The 23,608-nt window shown below is 35.6% G+C and carries 34 protein-coding genes and 3 pseudogenes; 12 read left to right on the forward strand and 25 right to left on the reverse strand.

Annotated features, from left to right (window positions below; translation table 11 throughout):
- Positions 1-35 precede the first annotated feature (35 nt).
- Positions 36-182, reverse strand: a pseudogene (locus ACIQ7L_RS07475) (spore photoproduct lyase family protein); the annotation flags it as partial.
- 239 nt (positions 183-421) lie between these two features.
- Between ACIQ7L_RS07475 and ACIQ7L_RS07480 the strand changes: the two are divergent.
- The 3 genes from ACIQ7L_RS07480 (at position 422) to ACIQ7L_RS07490 (ending at position 2,459) form a co-directional block, all read left to right on the forward strand.
- On the forward strand, positions 422-745 hold the full coding sequence (locus tag ACIQ7L_RS07480; protein ID WP_097896852.1) for a PadR family transcriptional regulator: 324 nt from the start codon (positions 422-424) through the stop codon (positions 743-745).
- Positions 745-1,416 (forward strand): DUF1129 family protein, encoded by a 672-nt coding sequence (locus ACIQ7L_RS07485; RefSeq protein ID WP_400568174.1) that lies wholly within the window; start codon positions 745-747, stop codon positions 1,414-1,416. The genes ACIQ7L_RS07480 and ACIQ7L_RS07485 overlap by 1 nt, the downstream gene beginning before the upstream one ends.
- 200 nt (positions 1,417-1,616) lie before the next feature.
- The gene (locus ACIQ7L_RS07490) at positions 1,617-2,459 is read left to right on the forward strand and encodes a hypothetical protein (protein ID WP_400567887.1); all 843 of its coding nucleotides are present in this window, start codon (positions 1,617-1,619) and stop codon (positions 2,457-2,459) included.
- 30 nt (positions 2,460-2,489) lie between these two features.
- Here the strand turns inward: ACIQ7L_RS07490 and ACIQ7L_RS07495 are convergent, their stop codons facing one another.
- The gene (locus ACIQ7L_RS07495; RefSeq protein WP_400567889.1) at positions 2,490-3,326 is read right to left on the reverse strand and encodes a lipoate--protein ligase family protein; all 837 of its coding nucleotides are present in this window, start codon (positions 3,324-3,326) and stop codon (positions 2,490-2,492) included.
- A gap of 171 nt (positions 3,327-3,497) precedes the next feature.
- Here ACIQ7L_RS07495 and ACIQ7L_RS07500 point away from each other — a divergent pair, with 171 nt between their 5' ends.
- The gene (locus tag ACIQ7L_RS07500) at positions 3,498-3,881 is read left to right on the forward strand and encodes a rhodanese-like domain-containing protein (protein ID WP_335360088.1); all 384 of its coding nucleotides are present in this window, start codon (positions 3,498-3,500) and stop codon (positions 3,879-3,881) included.
- A 29-nt stretch (positions 3,882-3,910) separates the two neighbouring features.
- On the opposite strand, the gene ACIQ7L_RS07505 is transcribed toward ACIQ7L_RS07500, so the two are convergent.
- Positions 3,911-4,456 (reverse strand): DNA polymerase III subunit delta, encoded by a 546-nt coding sequence (locus ACIQ7L_RS07505; RefSeq protein WP_400568176.1) that lies wholly within the window; start codon positions 4,454-4,456, stop codon positions 3,911-3,913.
- A 335-nt stretch (positions 4,457-4,791) separates the two neighbouring features.
- On the opposite strand from ACIQ7L_RS07505, the gene ACIQ7L_RS07510 reads away from it, so the two are divergent.
- From ACIQ7L_RS07510 to ACIQ7L_RS07530, 5 genes are all read left to right on the forward strand, one after another.
- Positions 4,792-5,769, forward strand: a complete 978-nt coding sequence (locus ACIQ7L_RS07510; protein WP_400567891.1) for a LacI family DNA-binding transcriptional regulator — start codon at positions 4,792-4,794, stop codon at positions 5,767-5,769.
- 95 nt (positions 5,770-5,864) lie between these two features.
- Positions 5,865-6,446: a TetR/AcrR family transcriptional regulator gene (locus tag ACIQ7L_RS07515; protein WP_400567892.1), complete on the forward strand. Its 582-nt coding sequence runs from the start codon at positions 5,865-5,867 to the stop codon at positions 6,444-6,446.
- A 72-nt stretch (positions 6,447-6,518) separates the two neighbouring features.
- Positions 6,519-6,851: a DMT family transporter gene (locus tag ACIQ7L_RS07520; protein ID WP_400567894.1), complete on the forward strand. Its 333-nt coding sequence runs from the start codon at positions 6,519-6,521 to the stop codon at positions 6,849-6,851.
- Position 6,852: 1 nt separating this feature from the next.
- A complete protein-coding gene (locus ACIQ7L_RS07525; protein ID WP_400567896.1) occupies positions 6,853-7,167 on the forward strand; it encodes a DMT family transporter in 315 nt (104 codons plus the stop codon).
- A 15-nt stretch (positions 7,168-7,182) separates the two neighbouring features.
- Entirely contained in the window at positions 7,183-7,440 is a 258-nt protein-coding gene (locus tag ACIQ7L_RS07530) for a DUF3975 family protein (RefSeq protein WP_400567898.1), read from the forward strand.
- A 20-nt stretch (positions 7,441-7,460) separates the two neighbouring features.
- On the opposite strand, the gene ACIQ7L_RS07535 is transcribed toward ACIQ7L_RS07530, so the two are convergent.
- The 12 genes from ACIQ7L_RS07535 to gcvT all read right to left on the reverse strand — a co-directional run bounded on the left by ACIQ7L_RS07535 (position 7,461) and on the right by gcvT (position 16,076).
- On the reverse strand, positions 7,461-7,658 hold the full coding sequence (locus ACIQ7L_RS07535; protein WP_400567900.1) for a hypothetical protein: 198 nt from the start codon (positions 7,656-7,658) through the stop codon (positions 7,461-7,463).
- Between the two features lie 248 nt (positions 7,659-7,906).
- Positions 7,907-8,035 (reverse strand): hypothetical protein, encoded by a 129-nt coding sequence (locus ACIQ7L_RS07540; RefSeq protein ID WP_400567902.1) that lies wholly within the window; start codon positions 8,033-8,035, stop codon positions 7,907-7,909.
- Positions 8,036-8,049: 14 nt separating this feature from the next.
- Positions 8,050-8,646 carry an ABC-2 transporter permease gene (locus ACIQ7L_RS07545; protein ID WP_400567904.1) on the reverse strand — a complete coding sequence of 199 codons (597 nt, stop codon included), beginning with the start codon at positions 8,644-8,646 and terminating at the stop codon, positions 8,050-8,052.
- A gap of 29 nt (positions 8,647-8,675) precedes the next feature.
- Positions 8,676-9,347, reverse strand: a complete 672-nt coding sequence (locus ACIQ7L_RS07550) for an ABC-2 transporter permease (protein WP_400567905.1) — start codon at positions 9,345-9,347, stop codon at positions 8,676-8,678.
- 18 nt (positions 9,348-9,365) lie between these two features.
- A complete protein-coding gene (locus ACIQ7L_RS07555; protein WP_400567907.1) occupies positions 9,366-10,034 on the reverse strand; it encodes an ABC-2 transporter permease in 669 nt (222 codons plus the stop codon).
- A complete protein-coding gene (locus ACIQ7L_RS07560) occupies positions 10,015-10,887 on the reverse strand; it encodes an ABC transporter ATP-binding protein (protein WP_400567909.1) in 873 nt (290 codons plus the stop codon). Before ACIQ7L_RS07560 ends, ACIQ7L_RS07555 begins: the two co-directional genes overlap by 20 nt.
- Before the next feature lie 5 nt (positions 10,888-10,892).
- A complete protein-coding gene (locus ACIQ7L_RS07565) occupies positions 10,893-11,267 on the reverse strand; it encodes a GntR family transcriptional regulator (RefSeq protein WP_097896867.1) in 375 nt (124 codons plus the stop codon).
- Between the two features lie 116 nt (positions 11,268-11,383).
- Positions 11,384-11,575, reverse strand: coding sequence for a hypothetical protein (locus ACIQ7L_RS07570; RefSeq protein ID WP_400567911.1), 192 nt, complete (start codon positions 11,573-11,575; stop codon positions 11,384-11,386).
- Positions 11,576-11,645: 70 nt separating this feature from the next.
- Complete coding sequence (locus tag ACIQ7L_RS07575) at positions 11,646-11,870, reverse strand: DUF3929 family protein (RefSeq protein ID WP_400567912.1); 225 nt, start codon at positions 11,868-11,870, stop codon at positions 11,646-11,648.
- Positions 11,871-12,139: 269 nt separating this feature from the next.
- Complete coding sequence (gene gcvPB, locus ACIQ7L_RS07580; protein ID WP_097896870.1) at positions 12,140-13,615, reverse strand: aminomethyl-transferring glycine dehydrogenase subunit 2; 1,476 nt, start codon at positions 13,613-13,615, stop codon at positions 12,140-12,142.
- A complete protein-coding gene (gene gcvPA, locus ACIQ7L_RS07585) occupies positions 13,612-14,955 on the reverse strand; it encodes an aminomethyl-transferring glycine dehydrogenase subunit 1 (RefSeq protein ID WP_400567914.1) in 1,344 nt (447 codons plus the stop codon). The genes gcvPB and gcvPA overlap by 4 nt, the downstream gene beginning before the upstream one ends.
- 20 nt (positions 14,956-14,975) lie before the next feature.
- A complete protein-coding gene (gene gcvT / locus ACIQ7L_RS07590; protein WP_400567916.1) occupies positions 14,976-16,076 on the reverse strand; it encodes a glycine cleavage system aminomethyltransferase GcvT in 1,101 nt (366 codons plus the stop codon).
- 348 nt (positions 16,077-16,424) lie between these two features.
- On the opposite strand from gcvT, the gene ACIQ7L_RS07595 reads away from it, so the two are divergent.
- Complete coding sequence (locus ACIQ7L_RS07595) at positions 16,425-18,107, forward strand: DEAD/DEAH box helicase (RefSeq protein WP_400567918.1); 1,683 nt, start codon at positions 16,425-16,427, stop codon at positions 18,105-18,107.
- Positions 18,094-18,888, forward strand: a complete 795-nt coding sequence (locus ACIQ7L_RS07600) for a YqhG family protein (RefSeq protein WP_400567920.1) — start codon at positions 18,094-18,096, stop codon at positions 18,886-18,888. The genes ACIQ7L_RS07595 and ACIQ7L_RS07600 overlap by 14 nt, the downstream gene beginning before the upstream one ends.
- A 32-nt stretch (positions 18,889-18,920) precedes the next feature.
- On the opposite strand, the gene ACIQ7L_RS07605 is transcribed toward ACIQ7L_RS07600, so the two are convergent.
- The 3 genes and pseudogenes from ACIQ7L_RS07605 to ACIQ7L_RS07615 all read right to left on the reverse strand — a co-directional run.
- Positions 18,921-19,067, reverse strand: coding sequence for a hypothetical protein (locus tag ACIQ7L_RS07605; RefSeq protein WP_000064866.1), 147 nt, complete (start codon positions 19,065-19,067; stop codon positions 18,921-18,923).
- Positions 19,068-19,158: 91 nt separating this feature from the next.
- Positions 19,159-19,386 carry a hypothetical protein gene (locus ACIQ7L_RS07610; RefSeq protein ID WP_016116307.1) on the reverse strand — a complete coding sequence of 76 codons (228 nt, stop codon included), beginning with the start codon at positions 19,384-19,386 and terminating at the stop codon, positions 19,159-19,161.
- Positions 19,387-19,635: 249 nt separating this feature from the next.
- Positions 19,636-19,800 (reverse strand): annotated as a pseudogene (locus ACIQ7L_RS07615) (TlpA family protein disulfide reductase); the annotation flags it as partial.
- A 57-nt stretch (positions 19,801-19,857) separates the two neighbouring features.
- On the opposite strand from ACIQ7L_RS07615, the gene ACIQ7L_RS07620 reads away from it, so the two are divergent.
- Positions 19,858-20,490 carry a VC0807 family protein gene (locus ACIQ7L_RS07620; protein ID WP_400567922.1) on the forward strand — a complete coding sequence of 211 codons (633 nt, stop codon included), beginning with the start codon at positions 19,858-19,860 and terminating at the stop codon, positions 20,488-20,490.
- 372 nt (positions 20,491-20,862) lie between these two features.
- On the opposite strand, the gene ACIQ7L_RS07625 is transcribed toward ACIQ7L_RS07620, so the two are convergent.
- From ACIQ7L_RS07625 to comGC, 7 genes and pseudogenes are all read right to left on the reverse strand, one after another.
- Positions 20,863-21,063 carry a YqzE family protein gene (locus ACIQ7L_RS07625; RefSeq protein WP_097896878.1) on the reverse strand — a complete coding sequence of 67 codons (201 nt, stop codon included), beginning with the start codon at positions 21,061-21,063 and terminating at the stop codon, positions 20,863-20,865.
- A gap of 38 nt (positions 21,064-21,101) precedes the next feature.
- Complete coding sequence (locus ACIQ7L_RS07630) at positions 21,102-21,599, reverse strand: shikimate kinase (RefSeq protein ID WP_400567924.1); 498 nt, start codon at positions 21,597-21,599, stop codon at positions 21,102-21,104.
- A 147-nt stretch (positions 21,600-21,746) separates the two neighbouring features.
- Positions 21,747-22,121, reverse strand: a complete 375-nt coding sequence (comGG, locus tag ACIQ7L_RS07635; RefSeq protein WP_400567925.1) for a competence type IV pilus minor pilin ComGG — start codon at positions 22,119-22,121, stop codon at positions 21,747-21,749.
- On the reverse strand, positions 22,118-22,579 hold the full coding sequence (gene comGF, locus ACIQ7L_RS07640; RefSeq protein ID WP_400567927.1) for a competence type IV pilus minor pilin ComGF: 462 nt from the start codon (positions 22,577-22,579) through the stop codon (positions 22,118-22,120). Before comGF ends, comGG begins: the two co-directional genes overlap by 4 nt.
- On the reverse strand, positions 22,566-22,883 hold the full coding sequence (comGE, locus tag ACIQ7L_RS07645; protein ID WP_400567929.1) for a competence type IV pilus minor pilin ComGE: 318 nt from the start codon (positions 22,881-22,883) through the stop codon (positions 22,566-22,568). Before comGE ends, comGF begins: the two co-directional genes overlap by 14 nt.
- Positions 22,864-23,307: pseudogene (gene comGD, locus ACIQ7L_RS07650) on the reverse strand (competence type IV pilus minor pilin ComGD); the annotation flags it as partial. The pseudogene comGD and the gene comGE, both read right to left, overlap by 20 nt.
- Entirely contained in the window at positions 23,304-23,606 is a 303-nt protein-coding gene (gene comGC / locus ACIQ7L_RS07655; protein ID WP_097896884.1) for a competence type IV pilus major pilin ComGC, read from the reverse strand. The pseudogene comGD and the gene comGC, both read right to left, overlap by 4 nt.
- Positions 23,607-23,608 lie beyond the last annotated feature (2 nt).

Below are 23,608 nucleotides of genomic sequence, written 5' to 3' on the forward strand. Positions count from 1 at the left end.
AACAAAAAAGAATCTGTATTCATCTACAGATTCTCTCATGTAAAATATTGAATTTCCGCATTAGGGAAAGATTTATGAATATAACCTCTAATCTTTTCTTCTAGCCTCACCGCATCATCTTTTTGATACACATATTTTCCGATTCCACACCGTTCCCACTTATATTTTCGTTTTTCTTCATCCTTTGTAAATTTCTCATATAGCTCTTTTCCAAACGGGTATTCAAACGCCTTTGGTTCGAAATAAACGAGATTTGGCATAAACAGCTTCATACAATCCCCCTTTTTTAGTATGGATAGCAGAGAAAGATTACCACTTTTTAAAGTTTAGCACTTCAGTAACTTGCGTAGCAAGTTACTGAAGTGCTATAATTCAAATAACAGCTACCTTGCACAACAAGTTACTAGGAAGTGGTGAACTCATGCATAGTCAAATGCTAAAAGGTGTGCTCGAAGGATGCATTTTATACATCATCTCCCAAGAAGAGGTGTATGGGTACGAACTAAGTACGAAATTAAACCAACATGGTTTTACATTCGTAAGCGAAGGTAGCATTTATCCCCTTTTATTACGAATGCAAAAAGAAAAACTCATTGCTGGTACATTAAAAGCTTCAAGCCTTGGTCCAAAGCGAAAATATTACCATGTAACGGATAAAGGATTCGAACAGCTAGAAGAGTTTAAAAAGAGCTGGGGGATGGTTTCAACAACGGTAAATAATTTATTGCGGGGAGAGTCTGAATGATGAACGCAAACGAATTGGTAGAACTTAATAACAAAAAACGTGAGCTTCTAACACCTGAAAATGAAGTTGCTTATGGGGACATGTTGGTATACCTACGATTAGCTAATGTTCCAGAGCAACAAGTAGAGGAGCTATTACTAGAAATTTTAGACCATCTTATTGAAGCTCAAAAAGATGGTAAGAATGCTTATGATATTTTTGGTGATAACTTGCAATCTTATTGTGATGAGCTCATACTAGCTTTACCTAACCAAACAAAATTAGCAAAAACATCCATGATTGGTTTTGCTATTAGTTTGTTACTTGCTATACAATTTGGGATGGATACAATTGTTTCATTTTTTATTTTACTTTTTGAAAAAACAACTCAATTGACAGGCCCATCATTTAGTATTCCTGGAACTACTTTTTCCATTTTAATTATTATATTAGGCATACTTTTCATTTTATATTTACTAAAGCGCTATTCCTTTAATCAAACAATGAATTGGAAAAGAAGAATTCTGTTCGGACTCGCATTTTCTATTCCATTTTGCTCAGCGGTATTTATAAACATTTACTTTAAAAAACAACCTTATCTTTCTTATCATTTAACAACTTGGCAAAATGCTTTAATCGCTATTTTCTTTTATATTGTATATAAACTGCTATATAAAAAATCAAACTTTTAACAGCCTTTTGAAAGGCTGTTTTTCTTCTGTATAATTTTACAAATTGAAAAATTTCATAAAGAAAAAAAGAAAAATGCAAAATAATTAACGTAAATTGTTGACGTGATGCTTTTATTATCGGTATCATATTTCTTCGTGAGCAATTATTTTTCGTTATACGATTTTTTTATTATTACTGAATTTTTGAGAGGGGAAATTTGATGTCACTTAAGAAGAAAACGCAAGTACGCACCGGCAAAATGGTACGTGAACTAATGTTAGCAGATGAAGATATAAGTGCTTCGCTAATTATGGTATATAGTGAAAACGGTGTAAACGCAGAAATTAAAATCGAGGGCTTAACGCCGAAATGTAACGAAGAATTATTTTTGAGCGGAAATGTGGATTGGAACAAAAGTGTAATTTATAAAATTGTCGATTTCACAGGTAACGCTGAAGTTGGTAAAGTTACATTAACAGCAATGAACAAAAACAATGTTTCCCTAGAAATTGAACGCGTTATGTGGAGTAAAGAAAATAAAGAAGCTGCTGAACAGGACGTAACACCTGTAGAAACAGCTCCCAAACAAGAAGTAGTCGTAGAGGCTCCTAAAGTAGTCCCAGCTACTCCAAAACCTGTTACACGCGTTGAACAACCTGCTGTAGCTCCTAAACCTACTCCGGCACCAGCGCCGAAGCCAGTGCGTTCAGAAACGGTTGTAGAACCACCTACTCCAGCACCTGTAAAAAAGGAAGTACCGACTCCTGTTACAAAGCAAGAAACGGTTGCAGCTATACCTACAAAACCGAAGCAAACAGCTACAACTGAGACCAATTCAAAATTACAAGAAAATTATGTAAAGCTTGTAAAAAAGACAATTGAAGTGTGTCAAGATTATGAGCTTGGCATCGATATAGATGATTCTATTGAAACTTTAAAAGAAGAATTACAGAGCCAAGGAATTAGTGTTACATTCGATAAAGAAATTATGGATGTTGTAAATCGTCTTCGTTCTTTACAAGAAAAAGGAATCAAAGTAGAAAAAGTATTTAATTTATTATAAAAAAATAAGGAGGTGGCAATTGCCATCTCCTTATTTTTTATAATTCCATTCATCACTTTCATACTTTTCTTTTGCTAATGTTTCTACTTCATGAAGCTGCTCTTCTGTTAATTCATACGGTACAAGTTCTACATGTAAGCCTTTTTCAAATCCAGCTTGGAACGCTTCAATCAACTGTTCGATTGTAAACGTACGATCTGTTAATTCATTGATTGCGACAGCTTTAGAAGAAAACATGCTCTTCATACGCTCTTTCACTCGCTCATTTGGGAATAAGAATAAATCATACAGCTCATCTAAGTCGATTTCTAATGGAATCGATCCGTGTTGTAAAATTACACCTTTTTGACGCGTTTGAGCGCTTCCTGCAATTTTTCTACCTTCAACGACAATTTCATACCAGGACGGTGCATCAAAACATACACCTGAACGTGGATTTTTTAAATTTTCACGATCCGCTTCTGTTTTTGGAACCGCATAATACGCTTCTAATCCTAGCGCCTTAAAACCTTCTAGCAGCCCTTGCGAAATGACGCGATACGCTTCTGTAACTGTTTTAGGCATATCGGGATGATCTTCAGAGACGATCACACTGTACGTCAATTCCTTATCATGCAATACGCCCCTACCACCTGTTTGTCGGCGAACAAAGCCATATTTCTTTTCATTTACTACATCCATATTGATATCTTTTTCTACACGCTGAAAATACCCCACTGTTAATGTTGGCACTTCCCATTCATAAAAACGAATGGTTGGAGGCATTTTCTTTTCGCTTTGCCAATTTAATAAACATTCATCTAACGCCATATTAAATGCCGGCGAACATTGACCAGAGTTAATATAACACCATTTTTCTTTTCCCATCCTGCACCTCATATAACCAATTATTTTTTCACAATCTCTAGTCTATCAAATTCGACAAAATTTGTGAAAGAATACGAAATTTCTTCTTATACCCACATGAATCTGTTGCATAAATACATATGGGCATTATAATATTGAAAGTAGGATAAGAAAAAAGGGAGCGATAGAATCGTGTCAACAAATTTGATTATTATATTGTCGGTGATCGTAGGAATCATCGGCTACTCTGTATGGATGTTTTTCTATCAGAAAAAATTAATTAAAACACTTTCAGAAGAAGAATTTCGCGCTGGCTACCGCAAAGCACAGCTTATCGATATTCGTGAAGCAGATGAATTTAACGCAGGGCATATTTTAGGTGCTCGTAACATTCCATTATCACAAATTCGCCTTCGTTACAAAGAGCTTCGCAAAGATCAACCAGTTTATTTATATTGCCAAAATGGCTTCCGTACAGGCCGTGCAGCTCAATATCTAAAAAAACAAGGTTACAAAGATTTTTACCAACTACAGGGCGGATTTAAATCTTGGACTGGAAAAGTTAAAAAGAAATAATATGCGAAAGAACTAGCTGAAAATCTCAGCTAGTTCTTTTCTTCCATATTGTTGGCAATATATAATAAGTTCTGTTTGATTACTTCTTCATTTTGTACTGTCGCATTTCGATACAACAACTGATATTCTAGTCCTTTCTCTTTCCATATCAGCGTTGCAAATTCTTCTCCTCGTTCACCGTCATCTCTATTTTTAAAATAGGCAGCTGCTCCATTATTTAACTTCATTTGTTCCTGAAATCGATTTTGTTCCACAATATAAGGAAAACTGTAGGAAAAGTTCGCAACTGTTAATTCTACATAATCTTTGCGCCCTTTCTCTTGTTGCTTATATTTAATCGTTAAGACAGCGTTTTTCTTCCCAATCGTTCTTACTTCTCCTTTGACATCACTTGTAATGTCATACGGTAAAAACGTTGGAACTTTAAAACGTGCTGGAAAATATTTAGAAACATCCTGTAATACAATAGGACCAGGTATACGATCTACAGCCCCTCCTGCACTTTCCACAAATTGCTTTTCTTCCTTCATCGTTTGCTGAAACGAACATGAGCTAAGTAACACACTCGAAAACACGAAACAAATGAGCCCTTTTTTCAATTTGTTTCCGCCCTTTCATATCGCTCTCTTAACGAACGAAGCGTTTATATGTTGTTCATATTCGCTTCTTGTTCTCACTCTCCCTTTGAAAACTTTCCTCGTTATTCTCACACTTTTTGACATAGGATATCGTATCTTTTTAGACAAAAAAAGACTTTCCACTATTCTTACGCCCAAACGAAAAGGTTACGCGAATAGCAGAAAGCCCTTTTATAACATAGATTGTGAAAAGCTTTTCAGGTCAAGCTTTTTTCACTTTCTTTCCATTTTTATCTATTTGCCTTTATAATATAAGCTAAGAGGTGATACATATGGTAAATATAAAACAAATTGCAAAAACCGCTGGCGTATCCATAACAACGGTTTCACGCGTATTAAATGATCATCCCTATGTAAGTGAAGAAAAGCGCGAACGCGTTTTAGACGCTGTTGAACAATTAAATTATGCAAAAAATATAAATGCGGTTCACTTAATAAAAGGAAAAACATTTACAATTGGTGTCATGCTTCCTTTTATCAATTTACCCTACTTCAGCACGATTATTGAGGGGATTGGAAACGAGGCATTAGCTGCTGGTTACCACATTAATTTATGCCAAACAAATTACGATAGTATCGAAGAAATTCGAGTTCTTGAAATGATGAAAATGAAACAATTCGACGGCATGATTATATGCTCTCGAACAAGCTCTTGGGAGCAAATTGAACCATTCGCAAAATTTGCTCCTATCATCTCATGTGAAAAAATGATACATCCCCTCATTTCATCCGTCTATGTTGATCATTATGAAGGATTTCGGATTGGTACAGAATATTTATTGCGTAAAGGTCATGAGAAGATTGGTTTTTGTTTAGCAAGGCAGAATAGCGTAAATACAAAGCAGCGTGAAAAAGCCTTTTCCGACGCTCTTCATACTGCCAAAAAAAGAATACAACCCGATTGGATGTTTTACCAATGTTACAATATGCAAGATGGGGCAAAAGTTCTGCACAGTATTTTAAACATGGAAGAGCGTCCAACTGCTATTTTTGCCGCCAATGATCAAGTAGCCGCTGGTTTAATAACTGAAGCAAGAAAACACGGCCTACGTGTACCAGAAGATCTCGCCATTCTCGGCTTTGATAACCATGAAATCTCGAAAGCATTAGAGATTACAACAATTGAACATCCTGGTCTAACAATGGGTGCTCGCGCCTTTTCTTTATTTCATAAGCAAATACAGGCCGAACAAATTATAGGTAGCTCAGAGGAACTCCCTTTCCATTTAATTGAACGAAAAACTGTATAAAGAGTGCCAATTCAGGTACTCTTTTTCAATCATTCGACTCATTGACTTTATGTTTATTCTCTTTTATAATCAACCTAACGAACGGTAGGTAGGGGATGAAAATGACAGCAAACCGCATTAAAGCTGTAGCACTTTCTCATTTCGCACGCTACGGCTATGAAGGGACTTCATTAGCAAATATTGCTCAAGAGGTCGGGATTAAAAAACCATCGATTTACGCACACTTTAAGGGAAAAGAAGAATTATATTTTATCTGCTTAGAATCAGCCCTGCACAAAGATTTACAATGCTTTACAGATGATATAAAAAAATTTTCAGAATCATCTACTGAGGTATTGCTTGTAAACTTATTAAAGGGTTACGCAAAGCGATTTGGTGAAAGTGAAGAATCAATGTTTTGGCTACGCACTTCTTATTTTCCGCCCGATGCATTTCGTGAGCAAATTATTGAAAAAGCAAATGCTCACATTGAAAACATTAGAGAACTTTTATTTCCTGTATTCAAACGAGCAAATGAGCAAGGTGAACTGCATAACATTGAAATAAAAGACGCTTTAGAGGCTTATTTATGCTTAATTGACGGTCTTATGGTTGAACTATTATTCGCAGGTTTAAATCGCTTTAAGACCCGCTTAAACGCCTCTTGGAAAGTATTTTGGAACGGCCTTTCAAAATGACGGATTGCTTATTTAGCAATGCGTCGTTTTTCAGCCCTTTACCTAACGACTGGTAGGAAGGAGAAATAACATATGGCATGGATTTATGTAATTTTAGCTGGTATTATTGAAATTTTTTGGGTGATTGGACTCAAACACGCAAAAACACCAATTGAATGGATCGGTGTCGCTCTTATAATCGCAATTAGTTTTATCCTATTGTTTAAAGCTTATAAAGATTTACCTGTTGGAACTGTATATGCTGTGTTCACAGGAATTGGAGCTGGCGGAATCGTTCTTACAGAGATTTTCATCTTCGGCGAACCTTTTTCCATTGTAAAAATTCTATTTATCGCTTTAATTTTCTTTGGTGTAATTGGTTTAAAACGAGTAACGGGTGAACAAGAAGAGAAGGAGGCTGCATAAAATGGCATGGGTATTTTTAATTATTGCTGGTATTTGTGAGATTGTTGGTGTACTGTTTATGAAAGTAGCCACGAAAAAGAAAGGCTGGGCACCAAAACTTATTTTGATTGCCAACTTCGGTGTAAGCTTCTTCTTCTTATCACTTGCAATGAACTCATTGCCGATGGGAACAGCTTACGCGATTTGGACTGGAATTGGAACTGCCGGAAGTGCGCTTCTCGGCATCTTGGTTTTCGGCGAATCAGCTGATTGGCGTCGCCTTGCCTTTTTAAGCTGCATTTTATGCGGTGCAGTTGGCCTAAAATTAATGAGCTAACGTGAGGTGAATGTCATGTGGAAAGAAAAAGGGAAACAAATCCTAACAGGGATTATAATTGGAATCGTTATTCTACTACAAGTAGGCTTTCATATTATAGAATGGCTATTCCATAAAGTAATCGCTATTCTTACATTCCTTCCCAACATGGCACTTGAAGTTGCATCCCTTGCCTGGTCAATTATTGCATCCATTATAATCATTATTATTTGGAGTATCGCCAAGCTTTGGAACAAACTATTGAAAAAGGACAGTTCTTCTGAAAAGAAGTAACTGTCCTTTTTCGCGTTTACCTAGTGATTAGATTTTCTATAAAAATTTGATGCGATAAGGTATAGTATCCCAACAATCAAAACGCTAATACCGATACCTTTGTTCATATTTGGCAACACTTGAATGTCCGAGTAAACATTTGACAATATAAGTCCAAGAGAGAATAATATTGATCCGATTCCTAATAACATTTTTCTTTTTAGCTTTTGTTGTACCATCATATTTCCCCCTAGAAAATTTCATATCCATCCTTCTTTTGGACATACTACATATAAAGGAGCTGATTATATGCAAAATTCTATACATAAACATATCCTATTGTTATTTTTCTTATTTCTTTTCGTTGTTATATGTTTCAGCCTTATATTACATACACCAAAAGATATGCCGAGCACCGTTTCTGTTTATCAGTTACTCTTGTATTATTTCTCCTCTTGAAGAAGGTGTCTTTTGATAAGACACCTTCTCATAACTTTTGATCTTCTTTTTTACGTATGATACTTCCTGATGTTACAAAAACTGTTCCGAACAATATACCAGTTCCAATGATAAGGAGACAACCGACGATTATAAAAAGGTGCCCTATAATTTTCATCATTACATCTCCCTTTATATATCTCTTCGCTCATATAATTTTGTACAAACAAAAATGGATATAGCTAGTACGCATATTGCACATATTGACAATAAGACACTAGATTGAAATACTATTTGTTCAACATTTACTTTTAAGAAAACTTCTCCGATCACTACTGGTGCTAGTAATATAATAAATGCGATGAATCTAGCTTTTTGATATCCGAATACAAAATAGATTGGAATCACAATACTTAAATAAATCACAACAAGATCAATGCTGCTAACAACCGTTTCTTTTATGAATTTTATCGCTCCTACTCCAAACTCAATACTGATTATAGAACTAGCAATGATAACGCTCATACTAAGAATTGAAAATGTAAATACATACTTTGCTAACACAATCTGTTTCCGCGTCACTGGTAAGCTATTTAATATTTTCCCACTACTATTTTTCTCATCATTATGAAACGTAGTCATTGTAGCCAAGAATGGGATAATTATGATGATAGCAGTGAATACACTTCGACTATCTTGACTGATTGCATATAGTAAAAGAGGATACAGTAAATACCAAATCAAAAATTTCCATTGTACAACAAAGTCTTTTAGTATGAGTTGTTTCATCGTACTATTTACCCCCTAGTTTAAATGATTCACTCATTATATAAATCTTTATCCTGAAATAGCTTAATCGAAAAAAACAAAGAACACACATATAAACTTATTACGCCAACTATAATAACAAGCAAACTAATTAGTCGATCTAAATTTGTTATCCATTCTGATAGCGGCCCTACTTTTTCAGCTGGGATATTTCCGAATATCCCACATAGCATAACGATTGGAAATATAACAAGTATAGATAATGCCCTGACAACTTGATACTTAGCTAGGTATTGCACAGGGAGCCTAAAAGCGCTAAAAATAATAGGACAAAGTATACCAGTAAGAACAACATGCCACGGAATATCTACAGTAATGGATTTAAAAATCGTCCCTTCCTTCCAATTATTGAATTGACCTATACAAAAAACGATAAAATATGTAATAGCAATGGAAACGATAAGAAAAATTAAAGTGGATATATACTTCGCTATAACAATATCTCTACGTAAAAGAGGCAAACTAATAAGTACACTTTCACTCTTATTTCGCTCTTCTATATACATAGAAACACTAACCCCCATAACCCCCAATGTCATACAACTACTAACAAATCCATTTTGCTCTGGTGCCATTGAAATAAATATAAGTACAGAAGTAACAAAATAAAGAATGAACATGTATCTTTGCAAAAAAATATCTTTCAATATGAGCTGTCCCATATGTTCTCTTCCTCCTCACTACAAATCACGTCTTTGATAGCATTGAATAGATACACTGATTGACGCACTAGTTAACAAACCGAATAAGAAAATTCCTATTCCCCATAAAGTCCATTTCGGTATGTTCCCAAGTACATGTTCTACAAACATTAATACATTTAAAATTTGAGGTAATATGTGTCTATTAAATATCATTATAATGATTGGCAATATCATCGAAGCATAAGCAGCTATCTTCCCTCCAAATGTAAATACAATAGGTAGTAGTAAAATTGCGTACAATAAAGTTACTCCGAGACCTACTACCGCTAAATTCCATGGTATCGCACCACCAAAAAGAGGATAATACTCCGCTACTGCTCTATCGAATTGACCAATTACATAGAAACCGAATGAAACAAAAACAGTTATACATACACTTATTAATATAAACAAAACAAATGAAATATATTTTGCAATTACTACATGTTTACGTAATAAAGGTAGGCTGTTCAATATACGATCACTATTGTTTCTCTCATCAATATGTAATGATGTAAACATTGCAAAGATAGAAAGCAGTATACAACTTATTAAAAAACCATTTTGTGATTTCATATCAAAACCGAAAGCAAATCCTGATAAAATAATATATGCAACAAACAGGAATCGCTGCATATATAACTCTTTAAATATGAGCTGACGCATTAACTCTTCTCCCCTTCGCCGTATATACAACAACATCATCTAAAGTCGGTTTCTCCAGTACAACTTCACTCCCAAACCAATTTTCAATCGCTTGTTTATCCTTAGCTAATCCTTCAAATCCAAATTTGTTTTTACGTAATCCGATAAAGAGTTCTTTCCCTTCTGGATCTAATAAATCATTGCTTCCTTTTACGATTACATGATTTTCTAATATCTCATCTTTCTCTCCTGTAAAGACGATTTCTCCTTCGTTTATGAACGTAATGTAATCCGCAATACGCTCTAAGTCTGTTGTGATATGCGTCGAAAATAATACAGATATTTCTTCTTCCATTACAATTTCTTGCAGCATATCGAGCAGTTCACTACGGACAACAGGATCTAATCCTGATGTTGGTTCATCCATAATGATGAGCTTCGCATGATGTGATAATGCCATCGCAATCGCAAATTTCATTTTCATCCCTTTTGATAGTTGCTTAATCTTTTTGCTTTTTGGAACTTGTAATCTCTCCATATATGTTTGATATTGCGCTTCATCCCAATTCTTATATAAAGGTGCAATAATCTTCTTCATTTGTTCACATGTTAAATCTTCGTAGTAGTGATTTTCATCGTATACAAATCCGATATTTTGCTTAATTTCTTTTTCTGCTTTTTGATTGTCCTTACCGAAAATGATAATCTCCCCACTATTTCGTCTTACTAAATTCATAATCATTTTAATGGTCGTACTTTTCCCGGCACCATTTGGCCCGACAAATCCCATAATATATCCACGTGGCAATGTAAAACTTACATTTCTCACTGAAAAATCTTGATAGTTTTTACAAACGTTTTTTAACTCTAACATGGCTCTTATTCCCCCTTATATAGAAACGCAATCATCTGTTGTAATTCTTCCAGTGAAAGCTGCAAAAATTTACTTTCATTCACGATTTCTTCCGCTTTACTTTCTAATAAGCGCAATCTTTGTTCGCGTATCAGCTCGTTATTTTGCACGGAGACATACGTCCCTTTTCCCGCAACAGTTTCAATATAACCTTCTTTTTCAAGCTCTTCATATGCTCGTTTCGTCGTAATTACACTAATTTGTAGTTCTTTCGCTAAGCTGCGGATAGACGGCAATTGATCTCCACCCTTTAAACCACCATTTAAAATAAGCTGCCGCAATTGCTTACTAATTTGCTCATAAATAGGGTCTGGGGAAGAATTTGAAATAATAATATTCATGTTTTCCTCCACTGTGTATATACTGTACATACTTTATATACACAGTATATACACAGTACCCTATTTTTTGCAAGAAAAAAAGACCAACATTTTCCTGTTGGTCTTCTATATATGTATCACTTTTCAAAGCGATCTAGCATTTCATCTCTCATCCCAAAGCTAACAACCGCAATTCCTACATACATAAAAATAAGAAATGCCGGATGCACCGCATTGTACCAGCTGCTATCAATAATTAAATATATCGTTAACGCCACAACAAGTACAAATGCCAAAATAAACATATAAAAGTGTCTTGTACTACCCATGATAAACTCCTCTCTTCTCACTTCACCATTCAACAGTATATTTTATCGAATAATTCGATATGACTCAAGGCTAACTTTCTTGTATGTAATCAAGTTCTACCTTTATGATGTCATCACAAGCTATTGAAATGATCGTTCCTTGTTTATCAATCGCTGTTACCTCTTCATTGTCCATCACACGATGTGCTACACGTTCTAACATTTTCCCATGATCTCGATAACAAAATTCTTTTATGTCTTTAATCATCTCTCCATTTTCCAAATAGTATACCATCCTATAACACTTATAGCCCATGCTTTCACCCCACCTTGTTTGTTTTTTCACATATACGTAAAAATGAGTTATTTCTGCCTCATTACACCCTCTTAATTTCAATAAAATTCTAACAAAAATACACAATTTTATCAAACCGATTTTTTCAACAAAAACGCCTAAGAAACTCCCTTTTTACTGCAATGTCGCACAAAAAATATAAATCTTCAACATTATTTTCATAACTTCTGCACCATTTCTCCATAAAAAAAAAGAACCCGCTCATAGCGCGAGTTCTTTTTCCTATTCAATCAAACTTGTACAGGAGCTGGCTTTTGATAACGTAAAACTGGTTTACGAGCAGCCATTGTTTCATCTAGACGTTTAATTACCGTCGTATGTGGTGCCTCTTGTACAACTTCTGGATTTTCTTCTGCTTCTTTTGCAATTTGAATCATCTTATCAATGAAACCGTCTAATGTTTCTTTTGACTCTGTTTCTGTTGGCTCAATCATGATACACTCTTCCACATTTAATGGGAAGTAAATTGTTGGTGGATGGTAGCCAAAATCAAGCAGGCGTTTTGCAATATCTAGTGTACGTACACCAAGTTTCTTTTGACGACGACCTGATAATACAAATTCATGCTTACAATGTCTATCAAATGGAAGATCATAGAACGGTGCTAATCTTCTCATCATATAGTTGGCATTTAATACAGCATATTCTGTTACTGCGCGCAGTCCATCTGGACCCATGGAACGAATATACGTATAAGCACGAACATTGATACCAAAGTTTCCATAGAATGGTTTCACGCGTCCAATTGCTTGTGGACGATCGTAGTTAAAGTGATAGCCATTTTCTGTTTTCTCTAAAACTGGTTTTGGTAAAAATGGAATTAAATCAGCTTTCACACCTACTGGACCAGAACCTGGACCACCGCCGCCGTGCGGACCTGTAAATGTTTTATGAAGATTTAAATGTACAACGTCAAATCCCATATCTCCTGGGCGTGCTTGACTTAATACTGCATTTAAGTTTGCGCCATCATAATACAATTTACCACCTGCATTATGAACGATTTCCGCCATTTCTAAAATGTTTTCTTCAAATAAACCAAGTGTATTTGGATTTGTTAACATAAGCGCTGCTGTTTCTTCATTCACAACACGTTTTAAATCTTCTAAGTCAACAAGACCATTTTCATTTGATTTTACCGTAATTGTTTCAAATCCTGCTACTGTTGCAGATGCTGGATTTGTTCCATGCGCAGAGTCAGGAACAATAACTTTTGTACGGTTATGGTCACCATTTGCTTCATGGTATGCACGGATTAACATTAATCCTGTCCATTCTCCATGTGCACCAGCAGCTGGTTGAAGTGTAACAGTATCCATACCTGTAATTTCGATTAAATGTTCTTGTAAATCGTACATTAATTCCATTGCACCTTGCACTGTCTTTTCATCTTGAAGTGGATGAATGTGTGCAAAGCCTGGGAAACGTGCCACGTTTTCATTGATCTTTGGATTGTACTTCATCGTACAAGATCCTAGTGGATAGAATCCAGAATCAACGCCGTGGTTACGATTTGAAAGCGCTGTGTAATGGCGCATAATATCGAGTTCAGACACTTCTGGAAGCTCTGCATCTTCAGTACGAATATAATCGCTCTCAAACACATCCTCTAACTTTACTTCTTCTACATCTAATTGGGGTAAGCTATATCCTACGCGTCCTTCTCTACTCATTTCAAAAATAAGTGCTTGGTCTTGGTTCTTCATTGGATAGCCCCCATTTCGTTTACAAGTGTGTCAATTTCTTCTTTTGTGCGAAGTTCTGTTACCGCTAAAAGCATATGATTTGTTAATTCTTTATAATCACGACCTAAGTCATAACCACCAATTATATTCTTTTGAATTAATGCATCATTTACTTCTTGTACTGGACGTTTGCAATCGACAACAAACTCATTGAAGAATGGTCCAGCAAATGTTACTTTGAAACCTTTTGCTTCAAATTGACGTTTTGCATATTGTGCTTTAGAAATGTTTTGACGTGCCATTTCTTTCACACCTTGTCTACCAAGTGCTGTCATTGCAACAGACGCTGCTAATGCATTTAATGCTTGGTTTGAACAAATGTTAGATGTCGCTTTATCACGACGAATGTGTTGTTCACGAGCTTGTAATGTTAAAACGAAGCCGCGTTTGCCATCTGAATCCACAGTTTGTCCAACAAGACGTCCTGGGATTTTACGCATAAATGCTTTCGTTGTTGCAAAATAACCGCAGTGTGGTCCACCAAACTGTGTTGGGATACCAAATGGTTGTGCATCACCGATTACAATATCAGCACCTAATTTACCTGGTGGTGTTAATGCACCTAATGATAACGGATTGGAAGAAACGATAAACAATGATTTTTGCTGATGAACGATTTTCTCAATATCAGCTAATTTCTCCACTTGTCCAAAGAAGTTTGGATATTGAACGATTACGCAAGCGACAGTATCATCTACTTCACTTTGTAATACATTTAAATCTGTTACACCGTCTTTATGATCAATTTCAACAACTTCAAGATGTTGACCTTTTGCATATGTTTCAAGCACTGCTCTTGATTCCGGATGAACTGCTTTAGAAACAAGAATTTTCTTTTTACGAGTATGACCTGCTGCTAGCATTGCCGCCTCTGCTAACGCTGTACCTCCGTCATACATAGAGGAGTTTGCTACATCCATTCCTGTCAATTCACAAATCATTGTTTGGAATTCAAAGATTGCTTGTAATTCCCCTTGTGAAATTTCAGGTTGGTATGGTGTATAAGCTGTATAAAATTCTGAACGAGAAAGAACATGATCAACAATTACTGGTGCATAATGATCGTATACACCTGCTCCTAAGAATGAAGCGTATTCTTTTAAATTTGCATTTTTACTAGCAAGCTCAGACAGTTCTTTTAAAAGTTCTGGTTCTGATTTCGCTTGTTTAATGTTTAATTCCCCTTTGAAACGAACACTTTCTGGAATATCAGAAAATAATTCATCGATCGTTTGAACGCCGATCGTTTGTAACATTTCTTTTTTGTCTTCTTCTGTCATTGGAAGATAACGATGCAACATGAAATCTACCCCTCTCCCCGTTACTTTGAACGTTTGTAAAATGGTGTTGGAACAACTACTGCTTTGACGCGTTTATTACGAATCTCAATTTCTACTTCTGTATCAACTGCTGCGTATTTTACATCAACTAATGCTAAACCAATACTTTTCTTTAACGTTGGAGATTGTGTACCACTTGTTACTTCCCCGATTTTTTCTTCTCCTACATATACAGGATAGTGTGTACGAGGAATACCGCGTTCAATTACTTCGATGCCGACTAATTTACGAGGTGCACCGTTTTCTTTGTATTCTTTTAATGTTTCTTTTCCAAAGAAATCTGCCTCTTTATTTGTTTTTACAGCAAAACCAATTCCAGCTTCAATTGGTGTAATATCTTTCGATAGTTCTTGACCATAAAGTGGAAGTGTTGCTTCAAAACGAAGTGTATCACGTGCTCCTAAACCACATGGTTTTAAGCCGTCTTCTGCTCCAACTTCAAGAAGTTTCTCCCAAAGTTTTGTAGCAGCTTCACGCTTGCAATAAATTTCAAACCCGTCTTCACCTGTGTAACCTGTACGAGATACAAGTGCAGGAATACCATCTACAAGAACATCGTTTTTAAATTTAAAGAACTTAATTTCTTTCAAATCTTCTGACACAACTTTTTGTAAAATGCCTTCTGCTTTTGGTCCTTGAATTGCAAGCTGTGCAATTTCACTAGAAACATTGACTACTTTCGTATCGCCAATAACATGACTTGCTAACCACTCGTAATCTTTTTCGATATTCGATGCATTGATTACTAATAAGTAGTCTTCTTCACCGCGTTTATAGATTAATAAATCATCTACTGTACCGCCATTTTCGTAACACATTGCTGTATATTGTGCGCCCCCTACCTTTAAGGTAGATACGTCATTTGTAACAACACGTTGTAAAAATGCTAAACTATCTGCACCCGTTACTTCTACTTCTCCCATATGAGATACATCAAACAGGCCTGCAGCTGTGCGAACAGCTTCATGTTCTTCTTTAATGCTTGAGAATTGAACTGGTAATTCCCAACCACCAAAATCGATTGTTTTTCCACCATACTTCGCGTATACATCAAATAGCGGTGTACGTTGTAATGTAATCATGTTCTTTCCCCCTTATGCTGTCTGTGACAAATCAATAAAAGTTGGCTTCCCGTATCTAAACATTTTTATTCTGAAAAGATAGGATATACGGAATCTCAATATATTTTTTTATGAAAGCGTAAATAAAAAAGTACTTTCTTGGATAAAATACGAAAGATTCCACACATTTCACACCATTATCCTAACATTTTTCGATCTATTTCATCAATATTCTAGCATAAAAAATAATTTAGAATTTTTCATTCTCACACTTGCCAAAAAAACTTTACCTTAAAATGCTAGAAATGAAAGTTTTGGGCGAGGGATATACCAATAAGCATTTTCGTTTACAGAAGGGGGAAAGTTTCAATGAATGTCGATATTTCCGTAGATCGAACATGGCAAAATAATTTTTTAAAAAGAATTGATGAAGACGGCCCTTGGACAAATTGGGAACTATATGATTTAGCTTATAAAACAGAAAAATCATTACTTGTCCCTACATTTGATGGCTTACAAGCCCCGAAACATTTATCCCATTTCACACCGCTTCCTCATCAGTTAGAAGTAGCCCAAACTGTTATTGAACAAATGAATGGAAAAGCGATACTAGCAGATGAAGTTGGACTTGGAAAAACAATTGAAGCGGGCCTTATTTTAAAAGAATACATGGTGCGCGGTCTTGTGAAAAAAGTGCTTATACTCGTTCCAGCTTCCCTCGTTTCACAGTGGGCATATGAACTCAATACAAAGTTTTTTATTCCTGCTGTTGCCCAGAGAAAAAGCTACTCATGGGAACAAGCTGACGTCATTGTTTCATCCATTGATACAGCGAAGCGTTCTCCGCACCGTGATATCGTTTTAAACTTAGAATATGATCTCATCATTATTGATGAGGCACATAAACTCAAAAATAATAAAACAAAAAACTATGAATTTGCACAGCGTTTAAAAAAGAGGTTTTGTTTATTACTAACTGCAACACCTGTCCAAAACAAAATCGATGAAATCTTTAATCTTGTTTCCTTATTAAAACCAGGACATTTAGGAAATCAATCTAACTTCGAAGAATATTATGCTTCTAAAAATCGTTCAGCAGAGTCCGATGAGGATTTAAAAGCACTTATTAACAAAGTAATGGTAAGAAATCGGAGAAATGGTACAGGGATTGAGTGGCCTAAAAGGCATGTTCGAACCATATTTGTTGATTTTAATGAGGAAGAAAGAGCTTTATACAACGCAATTGAACATTGGAAAGGACAAGATGCTTTTACCTCTGCCTTTTCATCCTTAACTTTAAAACGTGAAGTATGTAGTAGCCGAGAAGCTGTTTACTACTCACTCAAAAAACATGTGGAAAAAAGGCAAAAAGATAACGAAAATTACATAGCAGATCCATATATCGATGTTTTAATGGATAAAATTAATCATATTCCTTTTAATTCAAAAGCAAATCAAGCATTACAGCTTATAAAAGAAATTGATGATAAAGTCGTCATCTTTACAGAATACAGAGCTTCGCAAATGTATTTACAATGGTTTTTAAAACAACATGGCATTTCGTCTGTCCCGTTTCGCGGTGGATTTAAACGCGGAAAAAAAGATTGGATGAAAGAATTGTTCCAACAACATGCACAAGTATTAATTGCAACCGAAGCTGGCGGCGAAGGGATTAACTTACAATTTTGTAGTCATATGATTAACTATGATTTACCTTGGAATCCAATGCGTCTCGAACAACGAATTGGACGTATTCATCGCCTTGGACAAAAAAATGATGTTCACATTTATAACTTAGCAACAAAATATACAGTAGAAGAACATATTTTGAAACTTCTGTATGAAAAAATCAATTTATTTGAGCGAGTCATCGGTGAGTTAGATGAAATTTTAACGCGAATCAATATGAAAAATATCGATGAGCATATTCAAGAGATTTTCGCAGGGTCAAAAAGTGAAGGAGAGATTCGGATTAAGATGGAAAATTTAACATCTATCATCGACTTTGCAAAGCGAAACGAAGCTGAGGTGCAAGGCTATGCAGCAACATGAAATTCATCATTACTTACAAAATTTTTTTGAAGCAAACGACTGCGAGATTTTGCGGCGTTCCCCGCATTTATTAGATGTACAGTTAACAATTGAAATGGATAAATTATTAATGAATCGCCCTTTTTATTGGCATTATCTTGAGCAAACTGGGGGCATACCAAACCCAATGCGCCTGACTCTCATTACAAATTCAGAGAGTGAGGAAGAGGAAGGTGAGCTGATTCACTACGGCTCTCCACGTCTGCATCAAATCTTTCAAACAACAAAAGAACTCGGCTCCTACATACGTTTATTTGAAGAAGTGAATCCAGGTGGCACAACTCATACACCACTTCACCCATGGCTTGGTATTAACATAAAAGTATGTTATCAATGCGATCGAAAGAAAGACATGCTTCATTCCATTGGGATTCATCTTATTTCTGGAACGATGATTACAAATTTTCATGAAACACTAGCAAAAATCCGACTCACGCCAAAAATACCAGATTTCAGTTTTACACTTACTCCAATTATTAAGCCACAAAGTGGATTGCAGCGAGTAGAAGATGCATTAAAAAATCTCATCGTAGCAGATGATCATACATGGGCTGAAGAAGCACGGGTACGCTGGAATCATGATTTAGCGCTTCTAAATCGATTTTACGAAGAAAGTGAAGAGCTTCCCGAAAGCTATGAAATAGAAAAACAAGCATTACAAGAGCAATATGAACCTCGTATTACAATGCAAATTATAAATGGTGGTCTCTTCTATGTTACGGCTAATCATTTTCTTTCGTAAGAAAAGCCCCTTCATTTGAGAAGGAGCTTTTCTTATATTTTCCCATTATACTTTCTGCCATCATTGTGCTCTTGTTGCTGCTTTTCTGTCATGCGCTTTTGATATTCTCGATCTTTTGCACTCACATGGTTTGCGTCTGTTGGAAGATTCTTTTTCGAACGTCCTACCCCATTACTCATCTCTTTCACCCCTTACGCTTTTCAAAGTCACTCTTATTTTCAGCTAGAGAAGCGATCCTTATACAAAAATAAGAGAAGCTTTTCGCTCCTCTTATTCCTTCACATATTTCTGAAACATATCATGTAAGCCTTGATTTACGAGGTGCGAGATCTGTTCGTCAGATTTGTGCGGATAACGATCACGCAATCTGATAGATGCTTTCACCATTAAATTTTCTAGTACTGAACGGCCACCTTCTCCATAAATAATTTCAGCATATTCTACAAGTCTTCCGTCTTCTAATGTTGCTGGATTATGATTAAAGAAAAATTTACTCATGGTCTCCACCTCCCTTTTTTGATAACGTTTACATTTATATAAATTATCTATGTTATTTATTTCACAATATTGTATGCATGTATAGGTGATTAGTTTCATTATAAAACAACATGACAATAGGAATAACTTATGTTTTCGTCAATTTTGTGAACATTTTTCCAAAAATGAAAGCGTTTTAATTATTATATACTAAAAAAAATTACCACGCTAGGGGCAATCTTTTTTATTTTCATTCCACTAAGCAATCATTTACGCTTCATTCAGCACACGCTCAAGGCGTTTGCGAAGCATTGGCATACCGCTTCCACCTGCTTGGAAATGACGAAGTTTACCTTCTTTATCAAATATATAGTAAGCAGAAACATATTTATTTTCAAAGGCATCTGTAATTACATGTTTACTATCAACTAAAATTGTACAATATTCAGAAATTCTATTGTAAAATATACCTATTACTTAAGGAGGATTACAATGAATCAAAACAAAAAAGCTATATTCGATATTGTCTTTTATCTCGTCTTCCCTTTTCTCATTTGGAAATTCGCAAAAACACATATTGATCCTTATTATGCAATGCTTATTTCCTCGGTACCGGGAATTCTTTATACACTTTACTGCTTTAAAAAAGAAAAGCAATTCCATGTGACAGGGTTCTTTATTCTCATTACCCTTATCGCAAACACGACAGTTGACTTACTATCTGGTTCTGCTGAGCGAATGCTTTGGAACGACGTATATTATCATATCGTTCTCGGATTAATTGTCATCTGTACGATCTTTATTAAAAAACCACTCATGTTATACTTCGCAGCCGATATCGCGGCACTGCAAGGACATGACCGAAATGAAAGCCGTACTCTTTATCGTGATAAACGCATATACCCAGCCTTGCAATATTTAACATTATTTTTCGGTCTCCAGTTCATTGCAAAAAGCTTTTTAAAAATCTATTTTATTTCTGTTTTTGGAGTAGATGGATATGGCGAAATGAGAGTTATTATGACCGCAGTTGGTTGGGGCATTTCCATTTGTCTCGGGGTAGGATTTGTTTGGGTTAGTAATAAAATAAATCTGGTAACAGAAAAGGAAGAACCCGCACAATAAAGTGAAACTTCCATCAATCGGTCTTTTACAGACAGTTCATCTCCCGCTTAACTTCTTTAGAAAAGCGGAAGCGGCTTGCTCAGAATCGCAGGACGTTGGAGCCCCCCCTCGGACGAGGCGCTTTTTGCCTCGTCCGAGGGGGCGAAACGACCGGAGATTCTAGCCGCTAGAGCTGGACAATGCTTTCGCCAAATTTTGAGATGGGAATATTACTAAGTTACAAACAGTAATAAAAAATCCCCTTGTACATGTATTGTACAAGGGGATTTTTTATAGGTTGATCTGTCGAATCGATGACAAGTATACACTCATCGAAAAAATTGTACTATACCGCCTAGCATCATTACTAGCGGTAAATCATTCCAATTTGTATTAACTTGATTTTTTTCTTCTCTTCTTTACATTTTGGTAAAATAAAGCAGCGCTAAGTGGCATCATACCAAACCATCTGTTTAAAAATGGCGCTTTTTCAGCACGGCGCTGTGCTTTCTTCTGCTTGCGATCCTCTTTTGGAGCATCCATATATGATACAAATTGTTGCGTCACAAAACGCACATAATCATTAGTAGACATATTATCATCACCCCTACTTGATTAGTATGCCCACTTTTTTATTCATTAATCTTTCCCTCTAATTCTTCCATAATCTCTTCTACACTCTTATTTGTTGTATCAATATGTATATCCGCCTCTTCATAATATGCACGGCGGTTTTCAAACTTCTTTACAAATGCTTCTATATTTTCTTTTTGAAATAAAGGACGTGTTGTATCTTCACGAAGGCGCTCTGCAATCACATATGGATCACAATATAAATACACAACTGTTCCATTCTCTTTCATCCACTGACGATTCTCTGCACGTTCAACGATACCACCACCCGTTGTAATAATCATATTACTCGTTGATAATGAGCGCAGCATTTCACTTTCATATTGACGGAATATATTTTCCCCTTCCTCTGCAAAAATATCGCGAATTAACTTCCCTTGCTTCTCTTCAATTTTTTGATCTGTATCTACAACAGCAATATCAAGTTCTTTACTTAATGCTTTTCCAATTGTTGTTTTTCCTGCCCCCATATAACCTGTTATGTAAATGGATTTCATCTTGTTTCCTCTCTTCTATTAGATAGATCATGATTTATTATTTGTATTATAACGAAAGATGTTGTTTATTTTGTATCTTTCTCGGCAAAATAAGAAAAAACGTTTTGCTCTGCAACTATGATTCAGAACAAAACGTAATGTAACACTTCATCGTCCTTCTGCCCAATTTACAATACTTTTATTTATTTTATTATACTGAAAGCTCACTTTATAAGACTGTTTTTGTTTCGTCACACATTGTAGCGAAACAAAAACAGCTTCATTTTCAAATACATATTGCCCCCTTGCTTCTCCGTTTTCATATAGAAATGAAAATGTATCATTTTTGTCTTTTTGCTGTACGTCTTTTTTAATATCTAAAACCGCTTGATCAGCAATCTCTGCAAGAAAAAATTTCTGTTCTGCTTCAATGTAAAATTTCTTATCGGATAGAAGCATATTCGTTTCATATATAAAGAATGAAAATAGTAAGAAAAGAAGAATCAATGTTCCTGGCATGGCGAAACCATCTTGTTTTCTCATATTGTCATCTCAATTGCCATATAACGCGTCGCTACACCATGGTACATTTTACCACTTATATCTTGCACATGGATGGATAGCGTATAAGGCGTCAATTCATAAGAAATTGAACTTACCTTTTGTAAGGCAATTTCCCTTCCTAACTTATTTACTTTTCTCACGACATTATGATCTAATCCTTCATACGTTACAACATCACCATTCCCTAGTTGAAACAGCAGAACATTTACTTCATTCTCCAGTAATACAACTTTCCCTCGTTGAACTTCACGAAATTCTAATTGTACTTGTTCCATGAACACATCCCATTCCCAGTAATTCAATTCCTTCGAATACGGCTTCTCAATAAATAAACTATGCAGACGTGGCACCAGAAGAAAGTAAAGAGAGAGGAACAATAAACATAAAATCATCTCTAATAATGTAAATCCTGCTTCTTGCTTTTTATTTTTTTGCATGACGACATTGCTCCATCCTTCTTTGTTTGACATCCCTCCAAGTTGTACAAACTTCTTCTCCTTTCCAATACGTGTGATATACGGTGCTATCTACCTTCTCTTCCTTTGAACTCATCTGCTCATTTTGATACATATATAATGCTGATTCCTTCTTCAGCAATAATTGCGCTTTATAACGGAGTTGTATATTTTTTCTTTCTTGCATAACGAGTAATGTTTGTGGAAGCAACAATGACACTGCCATCATTAACAAACTTAACGCTACGAGCATTTCGAGCATGACCGATCCTTTTTGGCACTTCACGATACGTAAATCTCCCTCTTCCAAGTTGAAATACAATTTCATAAGTATGCGTACGATAAGAAAGTAAAATTGTACCACCTTGATTTATATTTCCTCTGGCGTTATAAGTCATTGGATTCGGAAAAGTGTTTAAATCAATCTTTATATCACTGTCATACTCCCGAATGAGGAGGAGTTTTTCTGCTCCAGACTCTCCAATGCTATATAAATGTCTTTCCTTGAACCATCGTAATGTATAATGACTCTGGCGACTTATCGCCAACTGCTGCATATACAAAATATCTTGTGAAAATTGTTTTAGAAATTGCTCTACCTTTTGCTTTTCATATAGCGGCGCAACATTAAAGTATGTGATCACACTTAATAAAGAAATGATAAATAAAACGAGAAGCATTTCTAATAATGTAAACCCATGTTGTTTCACGATTTACCAACGGATACCGCACCATCATCACTTGAAATATTAATCGGTTCACCTTTTGGACATGTTGCAGAGGTAATATATTTTTCTTTCACAAGATCATCTACCGTTGGTATTTTATTGTTTTGTAATTGATAGGCTTGTACTTGTGCTTCTACAGATTTCACGTACGCATCACACCCTTTTCCTTGTACAGCAGAACGCTGCTTAATAACGTTCGGAATAATTAATAGCAGCAACACCGAGATAACAACCATGACCAATAACATTTCTAAAAGAGTGAATCCTTTTTCATTCTTCATGC

This window comes from Bacillus sp. NPDC094106 (assembly GCF_044764345.1).
GTDB lineage: Bacteria > Bacillota > Bacilli > Bacillales > Bacillaceae_G > Bacillus_A.

Coding starts and splice junctions, on each gene's coding strand:
- ACIQ7L_RS07620 (WP_400567922.1), top strand. CDS start 19,858: ATGAATCAAAACAAAAAAGCTATATTCGATATTGTCTTTTATCTCGTC.
- ACIQ7L_RS07630 (WP_400567924.1), bottom strand. CDS start 21,599: ATGAAATCCATTTACATAACAGGTTATATGGGGGCAGGAAAAACAACA.
- ACIQ7L_RS07510 (WP_400567891.1), top strand. CDS start 4,792: ATGGTAAATATAAAACAAATTGCAAAAACCGCTGGCGTATCCATAACA.
- ACIQ7L_RS07490 (WP_400567887.1), top strand. CDS start 1,617: ATGTCACTTAAGAAGAAAACGCAAGTACGCACCGGCAAAATGGTACGT.
- ACIQ7L_RS07525 (WP_400567896.1), top strand. CDS start 6,853: ATGGCATGGGTATTTTTAATTATTGCTGGTATTTGTGAGATTGTTGGT.
- ACIQ7L_RS07575 (WP_400567912.1), bottom strand. CDS start 11,870: ATGGGCTATAAGTGTTATAGGATGGTATACTATTTGGAAAATGGAGAG.
- comGC (WP_097896884.1), bottom strand. CDS start 23,606: ATGAAGAATGAAAAAGGATTCACTCTTTTAGAAATGTTATTGGTCATG.
- ACIQ7L_RS07495 (WP_400567889.1), bottom strand. CDS start 3,326: ATGGGAAAAGAAAAATGGTGTTATATTAACTCTGGTCAATGTTCGCCG.
- ACIQ7L_RS07605 (WP_000064866.1), bottom strand. CDS start 19,067: ATGAGTAATGGGGTAGGACGTTCGAAAAAGAATCTTCCAACAGACGCA.
- ACIQ7L_RS07610 (WP_016116307.1), bottom strand. CDS start 19,386: ATGAGTAAATTTTTCTTTAATCATAATCCAGCAACATTAGAAGACGGA.
- ACIQ7L_RS07485 (WP_400568174.1), top strand. CDS start 745: ATGAACGCAAACGAATTGGTAGAACTTAATAACAAAAAACGTGAGCTT.
- ACIQ7L_RS07565 (WP_097896867.1), bottom strand. CDS start 11,267: ATGAATATTATTATTTCAAATTCTTCCCCAGACCCTATTTATGAGCAA.
- gcvPB (WP_097896870.1), bottom strand. CDS start 13,615: ATGAAGAACCAAGACCAAGCACTTATTTTTGAAATGAGTAGAGAAGGA.
- ACIQ7L_RS07545 (WP_400567904.1), bottom strand. CDS start 8,646: ATGAAACAACTCATACTAAAAGACTTTGTTGTACAATGGAAATTTTTG.
- ACIQ7L_RS07555 (WP_400567907.1), bottom strand. CDS start 10,034: ATGCGTCAGCTCATATTTAAAGAGTTATATATGCAGCGATTCCTGTTT.
- gcvPA (WP_400567914.1), bottom strand. CDS start 14,955: ATGTTGCATCGTTATCTTCCAATGACAGAAGAAGACAAAAAAGAAATG.
- ACIQ7L_RS07535 (WP_400567900.1), bottom strand. CDS start 7,658: ATGGTACAACAAAAGCTAAAAAGAAAAATGTTATTAGGAATCGGATCA.
- comGF (WP_400567927.1), bottom strand. CDS start 22,579: ATGCAAAAAAATAAAAAGCAAGAAGCAGGATTTACATTATTAGAGATG.
- ACIQ7L_RS07480 (WP_097896852.1), top strand. CDS start 422: ATGCATAGTCAAATGCTAAAAGGTGTGCTCGAAGGATGCATTTTATAC.
- ACIQ7L_RS07540 (WP_400567902.1), bottom strand. CDS start 8,035: ATGAAAATTATAGGGCACCTTTTTATAATCGTCGGTTGTCTCCTTATC.
- ACIQ7L_RS07530 (WP_400567898.1), top strand. CDS start 7,183: ATGTGGAAAGAAAAAGGGAAACAAATCCTAACAGGGATTATAATTGGA.
- ACIQ7L_RS07560 (WP_400567909.1), bottom strand. CDS start 10,887: ATGTTAGAGTTAAAAAACGTTTGTAAAAACTATCAAGATTTTTCAGTG.
- ACIQ7L_RS07625 (WP_097896878.1), bottom strand. CDS start 21,063: ATGTCTACTAATGATTATGTGCGTTTTGTGACGCAACAATTTGTATCA.
- ACIQ7L_RS07600 (WP_400567920.1), top strand. CDS start 18,094: ATGCAGCAACATGAAATTCATCATTACTTACAAAATTTTTTTGAAGCA.
- ACIQ7L_RS07520 (WP_400567894.1), top strand. CDS start 6,519: ATGGCATGGATTTATGTAATTTTAGCTGGTATTATTGAAATTTTTTGG.
- gcvT (WP_400567916.1), bottom strand. CDS start 16,076: ATGATTACATTACAACGTACACCGCTATTTGATGTATACGCGAAGTAT.
- ACIQ7L_RS07550 (WP_400567905.1), bottom strand. CDS start 9,347: ATGGGACAGCTCATATTGAAAGATATTTTTTTGCAAAGATACATGTTC.
- comGG (WP_400567925.1), bottom strand. CDS start 22,121: ATGAGAAAACAAGATGGTTTCGCCATGCCAGGAACATTGATTCTTCTT.
- ACIQ7L_RS07570 (WP_400567911.1), bottom strand. CDS start 11,575: ATGGGTAGTACAAGACACTTTTATATGTTTATTTTGGCATTTGTACTT.
- ACIQ7L_RS07515 (WP_400567892.1), top strand. CDS start 5,865: ATGAAAATGACAGCAAACCGCATTAAAGCTGTAGCACTTTCTCATTTC.
- ACIQ7L_RS07595 (WP_400567918.1), top strand. CDS start 16,425: ATGAATGTCGATATTTCCGTAGATCGAACATGGCAAAATAATTTTTTA.